Annotated in this window: 10 protein-coding genes; 7 read left to right on the top strand and 3 right to left on the bottom strand. The window is 66.7% G+C overall.

Annotated features, from left to right (window positions below):
- Positions 1–3 precede the first annotated feature (3 nt).
- The gene (gene cyoA, locus ACIGJC_RS17745) at positions 4–1,041 is read right to left on the bottom strand and encodes a ubiquinol oxidase subunit II (RefSeq protein ID WP_483713364.1); all 1,038 of its coding nucleotides are present in this window, start codon (positions 1,039–1,041) and stop codon (positions 4–6) included.
- Positions 1,042–1,189: 148 nt separating this feature from the next.
- On the opposite strand from cyoA, the gene ACIGJC_RS17750 reads away from it, so the two are divergent.
- The gene (locus tag ACIGJC_RS17750; RefSeq protein ID WP_483713366.1) at positions 1,190–2,506 is read left to right on the top strand and encodes an MFS transporter; all 1,317 of its coding nucleotides are present in this window, start codon (positions 1,190–1,192) and stop codon (positions 2,504–2,506) included.
- Here ACIGJC_RS17750 and ACIGJC_RS17755 read toward each other — a convergent pair.
- Together ACIGJC_RS17755 and ACIGJC_RS17760 are read right to left on the bottom strand one after the other, a co-directional pair.
- Positions 2,478–3,287, bottom strand: coding sequence for a helix-turn-helix transcriptional regulator (locus ACIGJC_RS17755; RefSeq protein ID WP_483713367.1), 810 nt, complete (start codon positions 3,285–3,287; stop codon positions 2,478–2,480). The two genes, ACIGJC_RS17750 and ACIGJC_RS17755, sit on opposite strands and share 29 nt — an antisense overlap.
- On the bottom strand, positions 3,271–4,185 hold the full coding sequence (locus tag ACIGJC_RS17760) for a DMT family transporter (RefSeq protein WP_483713369.1): 915 nt from the start codon (positions 4,183–4,185) through the stop codon (positions 3,271–3,273). Before ACIGJC_RS17760 ends, ACIGJC_RS17755 begins: the two co-directional genes overlap by 17 nt.
- A gap of 274 nt (positions 4,186–4,459) precedes the next feature.
- Here ACIGJC_RS17760 and ACIGJC_RS17765 point away from each other — a divergent pair, with 274 nt between their 5' ends.
- The 6 genes from ACIGJC_RS17765 (at position 4,460) to ACIGJC_RS17790 (ending at position 12,955) form a co-directional block, all read left to right on the top strand.
- On the top strand, positions 4,460–6,061 hold the full coding sequence (locus tag ACIGJC_RS17765; protein WP_483713370.1) for a DUF1800 domain-containing protein: 1,602 nt from the start codon (positions 4,460–4,462) through the stop codon (positions 6,059–6,061).
- A 54-nt stretch (positions 6,062–6,115) separates the two neighbouring features.
- Positions 6,116–7,453, top strand: coding sequence for a DUF1501 domain-containing protein (locus ACIGJC_RS17770; RefSeq protein WP_483713371.1), 1,338 nt, complete (start codon positions 6,116–6,118; stop codon positions 7,451–7,453).
- A 154-nt stretch (positions 7,454–7,607) separates the two neighbouring features.
- Complete coding sequence (locus ACIGJC_RS17775) at positions 7,608–9,362, top strand: ATP-binding protein (RefSeq protein WP_483714454.1); 1,755 nt, start codon at positions 7,608–7,610, stop codon at positions 9,360–9,362.
- A gap of 320 nt (positions 9,363–9,682) precedes the next feature.
- Positions 9,683–9,937 carry an RNA-binding protein gene (locus tag ACIGJC_RS17780; protein WP_483713372.1) on the top strand — a complete coding sequence of 85 codons (255 nt, stop codon included), beginning with the start codon at positions 9,683–9,685 and terminating at the stop codon, positions 9,935–9,937.
- A 47-nt stretch (positions 9,938–9,984) separates the two neighbouring features.
- Positions 9,985–10,572, top strand: a complete 588-nt coding sequence (locus ACIGJC_RS17785; RefSeq protein ID WP_483713374.1) for a hypothetical protein — start codon at positions 9,985–9,987, stop codon at positions 10,570–10,572.
- 73 nt (positions 10,573–10,645) lie between these two features.
- Positions 10,646–12,955: a DUF3141 domain-containing protein gene (locus ACIGJC_RS17790; protein WP_483713375.1), complete on the top strand. Its 2,310-nt coding sequence runs from the start codon at positions 10,646–10,648 to the stop codon at positions 12,953–12,955.
- The last annotated feature ends 49 nt before the right edge of the window (positions 12,956–13,004 follow it).

Raw genomic sequence — 13,004 nt, forward strand, 5'->3', positions numbered from 1 at the left:
GTGCTACTGCAGCGATACCGCGCTGCGTTCGCCGTACGGCGTGGCCGGGTCGAACGGCGCCTTCGGCGTGTTGCTCGCCGTGCAGACGGCGCCCAGCGCACCGCCTTGCTGGCGGCGTGCGTCCATGGCCATCATGTCTTTCTGGCAGATTTGCCCGGCGCGCACGCAGCGGTTCAGGATGGCATCGAACAGGTCGGGCGCGACGCTGGCGTAGTGGCGTACGGGATCGCGCTCGCTGGGCTGTTCCAGCTTCAGGTAGCTGTCGCGCGACAGCGGCGTGCCGCTGGTCTTCACGCGCTGGACCCAGCGCTCGAAGTCATCGTGGCTCATGCCGTGGAAGCGGAAGCGCATATGCGAGAAACCCGCGCCGCTGTAGTTGGCGGAGAAGCCTTCATAGTCGCCGGGCTGGTTCATCACCGCATGCAGCTTGGTTTCCATGCCAGGCATCGCATAAACCTGCCCGGCCAGTGACGGGATAAAGAAGGAGTTCATCACGCTCGTCGACGTGATGCGGAAGCGGATGGGCCGGTCCACCGGCGCGGCGACCTCATTGACGCTGGCAATGCCCTGCTCGGGGTACAGGAAAAGCCACTTCCAGTCGAGAGCAACCACCTCGACCGTCAGCGGTTGCACATCGGTGGGCACGGGCCGTTGGGCGTCGAGCCGCTGGAGTGGCCGGTACGGATCGAGCTTGTGGGTACTGACCCAGGTGACCGCGCCCAGCGCGATGATGATCAGCAGCGGTGCCGACCAGATCAGCAGCTCCAGCACCGTGGAGTGGTCCCAGTCGGGATTGTAGGTCGCGCTGGTATTGGAGGCCCGGTAACGCCAGGCGAACAGCAGCGTCAGCACGATCACCGGCACGATGATCAGCAGCATCAGCCCGGTCGAGACCAGGATCAGGTTGCGCTGCTGGATCGCGAGGTCACCGTTCGGCGACATCAGAACCGTACTGCATCCACACAGGGCAGCCGCTGCCGGGGCGAGCAGGATCCAGCGTGCTGCGCGCGGTACTGCCTTAGTCGAACGGTCGGATCGCATAGGCTTGGGTCCTCTGTTGCCATCCTGTACGCAGAAGCGTACGTGACTTAGACTGTTCTGAGCAACTATGGCAGTTTAGGCGCTCAGGGGCTAATCGCCAGGGGGCAAATTCCTGACTAGCCTCGTTACTCTCTGTGGAGGTATACGGATGGCCAGCATGACCCATCAGCATCGTGCGTCTCCTACTGCACCTCCCTCGCCCGGGGCCGCGCACGTCGCTCCGGCTGAAATCGCCACCGGCGTCGTCATCGGCAGGGCGTCCGAGTACTTCGACTTCTTCGTCTACGGCATCGCATCGGTACTGGTCTTCCCGACGGTCTACTTTCCGTTCGCGGACCGGCTCGACGGCCTGCTCTACTCGTTCTCCATCTTCGCGCTGGCCTTTGTCGCACGGCCGTTCGGCACGGCGCTGTTCATGCGCATCCAGCGGCGCTGGGGGCGCGGCATCAAGCTGACGGCCGCGCTGTTCCTGCTCGGCACGGCCACGGTGGGCATCGCCTTCCTGCCCGGCTACGCGTCGCTCGGCCATACCGCCATCGTGCTGCTGGCCGTGTTCCGTTCGCTGCAGGGCATCGCCTTCGGCGGTTCGTGGGACGGCTTGCCGTCGCTGCTCGCCCTGAACGCGCCGCCCGCGCGGCGTGGCTGGTACGCGATGATGGGGCAGCTCGGCGCGCCCACGGGCTTCATCGTCGCGGGCTCGCTGTTCCTGTTCCTGAACCTGAGCCTGGAGCGCGGCGAGTTCCTGGAATGGGGCTGGCGCTATCCGTTCTACGTGGCGTTTGCCATCAACGTGGTGGCGCTGTTCGCGCGGCTGCGCCTGGTGGTGACGCATGAGTACACCCAGCTGCTGGACGAGGACGAACTGGAGCCCATCAGCACCATCGAGCTCATCAGCAAGCAGGACTACAACATCTTCCTGGGCGCCTTCGCCGCGCTGGCCAGCTTTGCGCTGTTCCACCTGGTCACGGTGTTCCCGCTGTCATGGGTGGAACTGCACCAAAGCCAGCCGATCACCGATGTGCTGAGCGTGCAGGTGGCCGGGGCGTTTATCGGCATCCTGGGCACCATTGCCTCGGGACGCATTGCGGACCGTATCGGGCGGCGCACCACGCTCGGGTCCATGGCGTTGCTGATCGGCGTGTTTGCGCTGTTCGCGCCGCTGTTGATGGGCGGCGGACCGATTGAACAGGATTTGTTCATCCTGATCGGTTTTGGCTTACTTGGCCTGTCATACGGCCAGGCGGCGGGCGCGGTTACGTCCAATTTCGAGCGCCGCTACCGCTATACCGGAGCCGCGCTGACCACGGACTTTGCGTGGCTGTTCGGCGCGGCCTTCGCCCCGCTGGTGGCGCTGGGGCTGTCGGCCAAGTTCGGTCTGATCGCGGTCAGTGCCTATCTGTTGTCCGGTGCGGTCTGCACGCTGCTCGCGCTGCGCATCAACCGGGCGCTGGCATCGGAGGACTGACGCCGCTCGCCGATGCGCGCCATGCCCCCGGCGGCTGGCCGAAGCGGCGCGTGAAGCTGCGCGTGAAGGTAGTCTGGTCGGGATAGCCCGACGCCAGCGCCACCTCCGCGAGCGGCTGACCGGTGCCGGCCAGCAGTTGCACCGCGCGGTCCAGCCGCAAGCGCGTCTGGTAGCGGTGGGGCGTGTCGCCGAACGCCTCGGCGAACAGGGTGTGGAAGCGGCGCACGCTCCAGCCGAAGCGCTCGGCCAGGTGGCCCGCATGCAGGGCCGACGACAGGTTCGCGCGCAGATAGGCGTCGATGGCCATGACCGGGAACACGGTCTTGGTGCCATGGCCATCCGAGGCGCCGAGGGTGTCGGCAAGGTCGCTGGCCAGCGTCGCGGCCACGGTCCAGTTCAGGTGTGTCGCGGCGGTGCCTGCGGGGCGCAACGCCGCCAGCGCGCGCACGCGTGTGCCGAGGACGCCATCCAGCACGAAGGCGCGCGGCCGTTCCATCAAGCGCGCGGGGAGTGCGACCGACGCGCCGGGAAAATCCGCAACCACCTGCAGGTTGCCGGCCAGCCCAAGGAACTCGTGGTGGCTGGCGGCCGGCACGATCAGCCCGTGGTGGCGGTCGACCCGGTACAGATGGCCATCGATCTCAAGCTCGGTGGCCCCGTCCAGGCCGAACAGCAACTGGTGATGATCGTGCGCATGCCCCGCCGGCCATGGGTGGTAGCGGCGTGGCTCCACCAGCGGGTTCGCGGCGCCCGCGTGCGCCAGTTCAGCGGGCGGCGGCATGCCGTGGCCTTTCCCGCGTCTGGCACAGCCAGACCCCCGCGCCCGCGATGGCCATGCCCAGCCACTGCAGCGGACCCAGGCGGTCGCCGAACAGCAGCCACGCCTGCACCGCGGCCACTGGCGGCGCCAGGAACATCAGCGCCGCGGCGCCAGCAGCCTGACCGCGACGCACGATGCCGAGCAGCAGCCAGGTGCCGGCGCCGGAGATCCCCAGCGCCGCCCAGCCGAGCGCGGCCCACAGGACCGGCCCGGACTGCCAGTGCGGCGCCGGCGACAGCCACACGGCCAGGCCGGCCACCAGCATGGCGCCGACGTTCTGCCATGCAGAGCTGGTGCGCAGATCCGAGGCGGCAATCGACATTTTCTGCAGCAGGGTTCCCATGGTGATCGAGACAATGGCAAGCAGCCCGGCCAGCAAGACCCAGGGCGATACGACCGGTGCGGACCGGCCGGCGCCGGCCTGCAGGACCGGCACCACGACCAGCGCCACGCCGGCCGCGCCGGTCGCCAGGCCTTGCCAGGTGCGCCTGGAAGGTAGCTCCTTCAGCAGGGGTATGGCAAGCAATGCCGTCAGCAAGGGCTGCAAGGCACCCAGCAACGCCATCACGGCCGGCGGCAAGCCGTGCGCGACCGCGCCGAAGGCGGCGCACAGGTAGAGACCCTGCATCAGCGCCCCGGCCAGCAGGTGGCGCCGGACGTCGCGCCACGCCGGCCAGGCGGCGCGCGCGGCCCGCGCGGCGATGCAGAACATCAGCGCGGCCAGTGCAAAGCGCGCGAGCAGGAACAGGCTGGTGTCGGCGAGCGGCGCGATGGCCTTGCCGACGATGAAGCCGGTGGACCAGATCAGGACAACGGCCAGGCCGGGCAGCCAGCCGGCGGAAGCTTGGGGGCGAGACATAGGGGTTCGCGGCGGTGGAGGACAACGGGGACCCGGCACAACGGAGACTCGTGGTGCCGGCATGCCGCAGAAACTAACGCCCATCGTGCGGGAAGTCTTGGCGATTCCGGCAATCGGCCCTGGCGGCGGGGTGTTTCAGGCGACGCATGAGATGCCGCGGGACCGGCGCCCTGAAAGTTTTCGTTACCGCGCGGCAGGTGGCGCCCTGTCAACCGGCAGCGCACCCGCCACGTAAGAGGACCATGTCCCTGCATCGCAAGACAAGGAGCCAGGCATGACCCCTGGGCGGCCGACCTTTCCCGCCGGCGCCGGCATCCCCGGCGTGCGGCGCGTGCTGACGGCCATGCTGCTGGCCGCGGCCTGCATGCTGGCGCTGGCGTCCTGCGCGCAGCAGCCGCCTGCGGTGTCGGGGCCGCTCAGCCCGGCGGACCTGCATTGGCTCAATACCGTGAGCTTCGGTGCCGACCAGGCCAGCATTGCCCGGCTGCGCGAGCTGGGCCGCAAGCGCTTCCTGGAGGAGCAGCTGCGCATGCCGGCCACCGACCCGCCGGCGGTGACCACCGCCATGGCAGCCTTGCCAAACCTGCAGGGCACCGCCGTCGAGCGCACGCGCGCGGCGCGCGAGGAACGCCAGCGCATCGCCAGCCTGCCCGACGAGATGGCCAAGCAGCAGGCCCGCGAGGCGCTGAACCGGCAGGGACGCGAGGCCATTGCCGATACCAGCCGGCGACACCTGCTGCGTGCGCTGTACTCCCCGGCACAGCTGCGCGAGCAGATGACCTGGTTCTGGATGAACCACTTCAGCGTCTATGGCGCCAAGGGGCAGGTGCGCTGGGCCCTGGCCGACTACGAGGAAAGCGCCATCCGGCCGCGCGCGCTCGGCAAGTTCGGCGACCTGGTGCTGGCCACCGTGACCGCTCCGGCCATGCTGGAGTACCTGGACAACACGCAGAGCAGCGCCAACCGCGTCAATGAAAACTACGCGCGCGAGCTGATGGAGCTGCATACGCTGGGCGTGTCGGGCGGAGCGAGCGGCTCGCGCTACACCCAGCAGGACGTGCAGGAACTGGCGCGCGTGCTGACGGGCTTTGGCATCAACGCGCGCGGCGAGCCGCCGCGGCTGGCGCCGGCGCGCGCGGCGCTGTACCGCGGCGACGGGCTGTTCGAGTTCAATCCGAACCGGCACGACTTCGGCGCCAAGACGCTGCTCGGCCAGCGCATCGAGCCGACCGGGTTTGGCGAAGCCGCGCGCGCCGTCGCCATCCTGACGCGTGATCCGGCCACGGCCCGCTTCATCAGCGCGAAGCTCGCCGCCTATTTCGTGGCCGACAATCCGCCGGCCTCGCTGGTCGACCGCATGGCCGCCACCTTCACGCGTACCGACGGCGACATTGCCGCCGTGCTGACCACCCTGTTCCTGTCCCCTGAACTCGACCGCGTGCTTGACGCACCGGGCCGCAAGTTCCGCGACCCGATGGCCTTCGTGATGGCGTCGATGCGCCTGGCGTATGACGGCCGCACCGTCACCAACCTGCGTCCGGTCATGAACTGGCTGAACCAGCTGGGCGAGCCGCTCTACGGACACGTCACGCCGGATGGCTACCCGACGGCGGAAGGCGCCTGGGCGAGTTCCGGGCAGATGGTCAAGCGCTTCGAGATCGCGCGTGCCATCGGCTCCGGCCCGGCGGGGCTGTTTGCCGGCGACGCCAACCTTCCGCCCGGGCCAGCGCGTTTTCCGGTAGTCGCGGGCAAGGCCTACTACGACACCATCGAAGCCACGCTCGGACCGCAGACGCGCACGTCGCTTGCGCAGGCGGAAACCCAGGCCGAATGGAACACGCTGCTGCTCAGCTCGCCCGAGTGGATGCAGCGCTGATCCGGCAGCCAGGCGAGGCACACGATGCACTGATGCACACGCAAGGACTTCGAGATGAAACGTCGGGAATGGCTCAAGACAATGGGCAGCGCCGGACTGGCGCTGGCCCTGCCTGCCACCATGTCGCGCGTGTATGCGCTGCCGGCGCAGGCGGACGCGCGCTTCCTGCTGGTGTTCCTGCGCGGCGCCTATGACGCCGCCAGCGTGCTGGTGCCGGCCGGCAGCGATTTCTACTACGCCTCGCGGCCCAATATCGCGATCCGGCGGCCGGTGCCCGCCGGGGCGGAACGCGATCCCGCGGCGGCCCTGGCGCTGGCGCCATCCTTTGCGGCCGACAGCGGCCGCCGTGGCATCGGCGACTGGGCACTGCATCCGGCCCTGGCCGACACCATGCTGCCGTTGTGGAGCCAGCAGCAGCTTGCCTTCGTGCCGTTCGCGGGCACTCATGACATGTCGCGCAGCCACTTCGAGACGCAGGACAGCATCGAGTCGGGCGCCTCGGGTACCCCGGGCAGCGGCGATGGCCGGCACGACGCGGCGTCGCTGCGCGGCAGCGGCTTCCTGAACCGGCTGGCGCAGTCGATGGGCGGGCGCGCCGCGCCGGTGGCCTTCACCGACGGCTTGCCGCTGGTGCTGTCCGGCAGCCAGGATGTTCCCAATGTCTCGCTCAAGGGCACGGGCCGCACGCCGTTCGACGCGCGCCAGACGCGCGCGCTCGCGCAGATGTACCGCGGCACGCGCTTCGAGTCGCTGATCGACGAAGGCTTCGAGCTGCGCCAGACCGTGGCCGAGCAGGCGCAGGCGATGCAGGCCCGCGCCGCCGTGGCGGGCGGCATGGACGCCATGGCCGCGCGCATGCAGGACATGCAGGCGGCCAACCGCCGCTCGCTGAGCGCCCGCGGCTTCGAGGTCGAGGCGCGCCGCATGGCGGGGCTGATGCGCGACAAGTTCAACCTCGGCTTCGTCGACGTCGGGGGCTGGGACACGCACTCAAACCAGGGCGCCGCGCAGGGGCAGCTGGCCAACCTGCTCGACAACCTGGGACGCGGCCTCGCCGGGTTTGCGCAGGAGATGGGGCCGGCGTGGGGCAAGACCACCGTGGTGGTGGTGTCGGAGTTCGGCCGCACGTTTCGCGAGAATGGCTCGCGCGGGACCGACCACGGCCACGGTACGGTCTACTGGGTGGCCGGCGGCGCCGTGCGCGGCGGCCGCATCGCCGGAGAGCAGGTGGCGGTGGAGGCGGCCACGCTCAACCAGAATCGCGACTACCCCGTGCGTAACGAGTATCGTGCCGTGCTGGCCGGGATATTCCAGCGGCTGTACGGCCTGGACGATGCGCGGCTGGCGCAGGTGTTTCCCGGGGCAAATGCGACAGATATCGGATTGGTCTAGCGTCCGGTTACCGGCCGGCAACTATCGCTCAGTCGAGCCGGATGTTGCGTTGTATGCATCTTCCGGCGCTTGGCATCCGGCGACCTTTGCGGCGGGAAAACGGGGCTCCAGCGGGGCGGGTATAGTTGCCAGAACCGCTTTCTGGATCAGTGACATGATTGCATCCACAGGTTGGCCGTCATCCACGAACTTGTGCCCCGGATGGCGCGGTGAGATGGCTCACCGAATCGCCGCTTACGACTGGCGCGAGACCGAACTCGGCGCCCGGGAAACGTGGTCGAGCAGCCTGAATGCCAACATACAGTTTCTCCTTGCCTGCCCCGTTCCCCTGGTGATGCTTTGGGGCCGGGAAGGCGTCATGGTCTACAACGACGCCTACGCGGTGTTCGCCGGCGGCCGGCACCCGTTCCTGCTGGGCAAGCCGGTTGAAGAGGGGTGGCCGGAGGTCGCGGCATTCAACCGTTATGTCGTGGACACGGTACTTGCGGGCGGAACCCTCTCGTACAAGGACAAGCCGCTCACGCTCCACCGGCACGGCCGGCCGGAAGAAGTCTGGATGGACCTCCACTACAGCCCGGTCGTGGATGACGACGGCGCTCCGGCCGGCGTGATCGCCAATGTCTTTGAAACCACCGAACGCGTGCTTGCGGAGCGCAAGCGGCTGCAGGCGGAGCTTGACCGGAGCAAGGCCGAGCAAGCCCTGTTCGCATTGAACCAGAACCTGGAAGAGCGCGTCGCCCAGGAGGTCAGGGCCCGGACCAGCGCGGAGGACCGCCTGCGCCAGGTGCAGAAGCTGGAGGCCGTCGGTGGCCTGACCGGTGGCGTCGCGCACGATTTCAACAACGTCCTGCAAGTGATTTCGTCGAACTTGCAGCTCCTGAACTTTGCCGTCGGCAATGACCCCCGACTCCAGGCCCGTATCCACGCCTCCAATGCGGCGGTGGCGCGCGGCGCCAAGCTCGCCCAGCAATTGCTGGCATTTGCGCGCAGGCAGCCGCTTAGCCCGACGGTGGCCAATCCGCGCAAGATGATCGATGCAATGTCGGACCTGCTGCGGCGCGCGGTGCCTGAGAGTATTCAACTGAACCTGAACGTCCCGCTTGATGTCTGGAACCTGTTCGTAGATCTCACGCAACTGGAAAGCGCGCTGTTGAACCTGGTCATCAACTCGCGCGACGCCTTGCGAGGCAACGGAGCGATCCACATCGAAGTGGCCAACCTGACCGTGCAGGATGGCAACCAGGAATCGGCCATCGAGCTTCCATCGGGAGACTACGTACGGTTTTCCGTGGTCGACGCGGGCACCGGTATGTCGGAAGAGGTCAAGGCGCGCGCCTTCGAGCCATTCTTCTCGACCAAGCCGGAAGGACATGGAACCGGCCTCGGGCTCAGCATGGTCTTCGGCTTCGTCAAGCAGAGCCAGGGCCATATCGATCTGCAGACGGCGGTCGGCCAGGGCACGACGGTTTCGCTTTACTTCCCGAGGACGCACAAGGACGAAGTGCCCGATCACGAGCGGCCGGTCCTGGGCAATGTCGCCAGCGAACTGACTGTCCTGGTGGTGGAAGACAATCCGGACGTGCGGCTGTCGGCCATCGACATGTTCGCGCAGCTCGGTCACAAGGTCTTGTCGGCCAAGGATGGCGACGCAGCGCTTGCCGTGTTGCAGCGGGGCGAAGGCGTGGACCTGCTCTTTACGGATGTGGTCATGCCCGGCACGGTCCGCAGCAGCGAACTGGCCCGGATCGTGAGCAATCCGCCTTACAAGGCCAAGGTCATTTTCGCCTCGGGCTATACGCGCGACGAGATCTTCCATGAAGGCCGGCTCGATGAGGGCGTCGTCCTGCTCAGCAAGCCTTATTCCATTGAGGATCTGGCGCGGACCCTGCGCAAGGTTTTCGAAGCGTAGATCGGCCGCGTTCGACGGCTTCGCATTGGCGGCTGTCTGGATTCGCTCGGCGCGCCCAGACAGTCGCTCGAACATGGCAATCCCTTGAAAGAGGGGGACGAGCCGCCTCCTTTGGAAAGGCATCGCCCGCGGCAGCCAACATGCCGTTTCGATTGATGTGCCGAGCCCAGCGCTTTCCCTTTCCCTTCCTTCCCCCATCCCTTCCCCGAAGAATTTTTTATCACGGCGCAGCAAAGATTTCATGTCGGTCCACCCCGACCTTCCAGATAGAGTGGTGCTCTGCAGCACAACAACAATCATGGTCCCCTGGGGAGGCGAGTATGTCTGTCCTATTGCTTGCGAACATCGTTCCCGACGCCACCGATGAAGAGATCGGCGCGTTCCTCGTGAAGTACGGCTTGCCCCAGTTCGACGGCATCGAATATCTCGAAGGCGACGGCACCCGGCCTTCAGCAAGGTTGACTTTCGATGCGCTCGATAGCGACGCCCTCGACAAGTTGAAAGGCCGTATCCACGGCATGTACTGGAAGGGACAACAGCTCAGCGCGCAGGTGCTGAGAGAGCGCTTTAGCTGAAGCATGCATTTTTTGGCGGGACAACACTCGGATCAAGGGGAATATCAATGAACGCGAAGGGACTGGTGGCCGCGGTGGCCTTGCTTGCCGCAACGACAACGGCGTGGGCACAACCCGAGACGCGCGTGGACGTTACGCACGCGCCGGGACAGGCCACGGCAATCGGTACGGCAAAGCTCACGGCGAAGATCGTCAAGATCGACGCGCCGACGCGGACAGTGTCGCTGAAAGGCAAGGACGGAAAAGTGGTAGACCTTGCCGTCGATCCGGAGGCCCGGAATTTCGAGCAGCTCGCGGTGGGGGATACCGTCGAGATCGAATACATGAAAGCGCTGACCCTGAGCCTCGAGAAGACCAAGGGGCCACTGTCGATCAGCGAGCGCAAGATCTCGGACAGGGCCGCGCCGGGTGCAAAGCCAGGGGGTCTGATCGGTCGCGAAGTGACCGCCACGGCCGATGTCGTCGCGGTCAACAAGGACGCAAGTACCGTGACGCTGAAGGGACCCAAGGGGCTTGTGGTCGACCTGGTGGTGGCGGATCCCGAACGCCTCAAGAACGTGAAGAAGGGCGATCGGGTCGAAGCCGTCTACAGTGAAGCGGTGGCGGTGTCGGTCAGTCCGGCCGCGGCCAACTAGCGCAGCGACGGATGATTGCTGATTCGCGTTTCTGACCGATTGATTTGCGGCGGTTCCCTTACGGAGGGGCAGCATGGACGCAGGAAAGAAGTTGGCTCACGCGCGTGAAGTGGGCGTGAAGACGGGTGTGGTGCTGCAAAAGCGCCTGAAGGTTGCACAAGAGGCATTCAGCCGTCGCACGCAGGAAGCCATGTCCGACGAGGCGGCGACGCCCGCTGGCTGGATCGCCGCTGCGGATCCGATGAACTGCTATGCGTACGCCGTGGACAGCATGCAGCGCGCCATCCTGTTCTGGGACACGATCCGGCAGCGCGGCAACAACTTTGTCGAGAACGCGGCCCAGGGCCTCAAGCCCGTGCTGCACTTTGCGTACGAAACCGTGCTGGACGGGCGCACCTTCGAGCGCCCGGTCAACTATGCGCTGCTGAAGATCACGCCGCCCGCGGGCGTAACCATCGACAACGGCCGCCGTCCTTACGTCATCATCGATCCGCGTGCCGGTCACGGCCCGGGCATCGGCGGCTTCAAGGATGACTCCCAGGTTGGCGTGGCGATGCGCGCAGGCCACCCGGTCTACTTCGTCATTTTCTTTCGCGACCCGGAGCCGGGGCAAACGCTGCTCGATGTGTGCGAAGCCGAACAGCAGTTCATCCGGAAAGTGCGCGCGCTGCATCCGGACAGCCCGAAGCCGGCGATCGTCGGCAATTGCCAGGGCGGCTGGGCGGCCATGATGCTCGCCGCCTCGGACCCGGACGACACCGGGCCCATCGTCATCAACGGCGCGCCGATGTCCTATTGGGGCGGCGCCTGGAGCGAGGGCGAAGGCGACAACCCGATGCGCTACTCGGGTGGACTGCTGGGCGGGACCTGGCTGTCGTCGCTGACGGCGGACCTGGGCAACGGCAAGTTCGACGGCGCGTGGCTGGTCCAGAATTTCGAGAACCTGAACCCGGCCAACAGCTTGTGGGACAAGTACTACAACCTGTACAAGAAGGCCGATACCGAGCCGCCGCGTTTCCTGGAGTTCGAGCACTGGTGGGGCGGCTACTACCTGATGAACCGCGAAGAGATCGAATGGATCACGCGTAACCTGTTCGTCGGCAACAAGCTGTGGAGCGGCGACGTCAAGGATGCCGGCGGCAAGGCGTTCGACCTGCGCGCGATCAAGGCCCCGATCGTGCTGTTTGCCTCGATGGGGGACAACATTACGCCGCCGCAGCAGGCCTTCAACTGGGTGGTGGATGTCTATGGCAGCACCGAGGAGATCAAGGCGCGCGGCCAGGTCATCGTCGGCATGATGCACCAGGACGTCGGCCACCTCGGCATCTTCGTTTCAGGCAAGGTCGCGCAGAAGGAGCACGCGCAGATCGTCTCCGTGCTGCAGAGTATCGAGCTGTTGCCGCCGGGCCTCTACGGCATGCTGATCCACGAGCGCAAGGCCGATGGCGGCGTGGAATACGAGGTCGAGTTCCGCGAACATTCGCTCGAAGAGATCGCGCAACGGCTCAACCGCTTCGAGCGCGCCGATGAGAAGCCGTTCGAGGCCGTCGCCGCGCTGTCCGAATTCAACCAGCGCGCCTATGAACTGTTTGCCCAGCCATTCGTGCAGGCCATGTCGAACGAGGCGTCGGCGCGGATGCTGCGCGAATTCCATCCGCTGCGGATGCAGAACTGGGCGTTTTCGGACCTGAATCCGTGGATGGCGTGGCTGGGTGCCGCTGCCAATGCGGTGAAGGCGAATCGGCAGGCGCTGGATGCCGACCATCCGCTGCGCAAGCGCGAGCAGGCCGGCGCGGACATGCTCAGCGCGGGCCTCGACGCCTACCGTGCCGTGCGCGATGCAGTGACGGAAGCCACGTTCTTCAACCTGTACGCCAACCTGCACTGGGCGATTCCACAGGACAAGGCGTCGCATGCCGGACCGCCCAAGGTGACCGAGCCACGGGAACTGCCGGAGGTGAAGGCCGCGCTGGCGTCGATCGAGCACGGTGGCTATGCGGAGGCCATCGCCCGTGTGGCCTGCCTGCTCAAGCAAAAGGACGAGCCGTTGCCGCTGTCGCGGCTCGAGTTGCGCAAGGAACTGGTGGCGGACTACGCGGAGTTGCTGCCGGAACTGCTGCCGGAGGCGTGGCGCAAAATTCGTGGCCAGCAGGAACTCATCACGTTGTACGCGCCGGAGCGCGCGCTGGAGACGCTGCCGGTCCTGCTGAGCGAACCCAATGATCGCCAGCGTTTGCAGACACTGGCCGGGAAGCTCAGGGATGACGAACGGCTGCTTGGCCGCACGCCGACGGCCGAGCAAGCCGCGATGCTCGAACGTATCCGTTCGGTCCTGTCGATCAAGCCTGATCGGCCGCGCCGACCGCTGGCGCGCGCGTCGTAGCTCCTTGTGCCGGCGCCTGGCCGGCAACCAACAGCCACCTGTTGATTCG

The sequence above is a fragment of the Cupriavidus sp. C3SS-1 genome, assembly GCF_057073755.1.

Excerpts from the sequence above, each read along its gene's own strand:
- ACIGJC_RS17755 (WP_483713367.1), bottom strand. The coding sequence starts at position 3,287 with ATGCCGCCGCCCGCTGAACTGGCGCACGCGGGCGCCGCGAACCCGCTG.
- ACIGJC_RS17760 (WP_483713369.1), bottom strand. The coding sequence starts at position 4,185 with ATGTCTCGCCCCCAAGCTTCCGCCGGCTGGCTGCCCGGCCTGGCCGTT.
- ACIGJC_RS17775 (WP_483714454.1), top strand. The coding sequence starts at position 7,608 with ATGATTGCATCCACAGGTTGGCCGTCATCCACGAACTTGTGCCCCGGA.
- ACIGJC_RS17750 (WP_483713366.1), top strand. The coding sequence starts at position 1,190 with ATGGCCAGCATGACCCATCAGCATCGTGCGTCTCCTACTGCACCTCCC.
- ACIGJC_RS17770 (WP_483713371.1), top strand. The coding sequence starts at position 6,116 with ATGAAACGTCGGGAATGGCTCAAGACAATGGGCAGCGCCGGACTGGCG.
- cyoA (WP_483713364.1), bottom strand. The coding sequence starts at position 1,041 with ATGCGATCCGACCGTTCGACTAAGGCAGTACCGCGCGCAGCACGCTGG.
- ACIGJC_RS17790 (WP_483713375.1), top strand. The coding sequence starts at position 10,646 with ATGGACGCAGGAAAGAAGTTGGCTCACGCGCGTGAAGTGGGCGTGAAG.
- ACIGJC_RS17765 (WP_483713370.1), top strand. The coding sequence starts at position 4,460 with ATGACCCCTGGGCGGCCGACCTTTCCCGCCGGCGCCGGCATCCCCGGC.
- ACIGJC_RS17780 (WP_483713372.1), top strand. The coding sequence starts at position 9,683 with ATGTCTGTCCTATTGCTTGCGAACATCGTTCCCGACGCCACCGATGAA.
- ACIGJC_RS17785 (WP_483713374.1), top strand. The coding sequence starts at position 9,985 with ATGAACGCGAAGGGACTGGTGGCCGCGGTGGCCTTGCTTGCCGCAACG.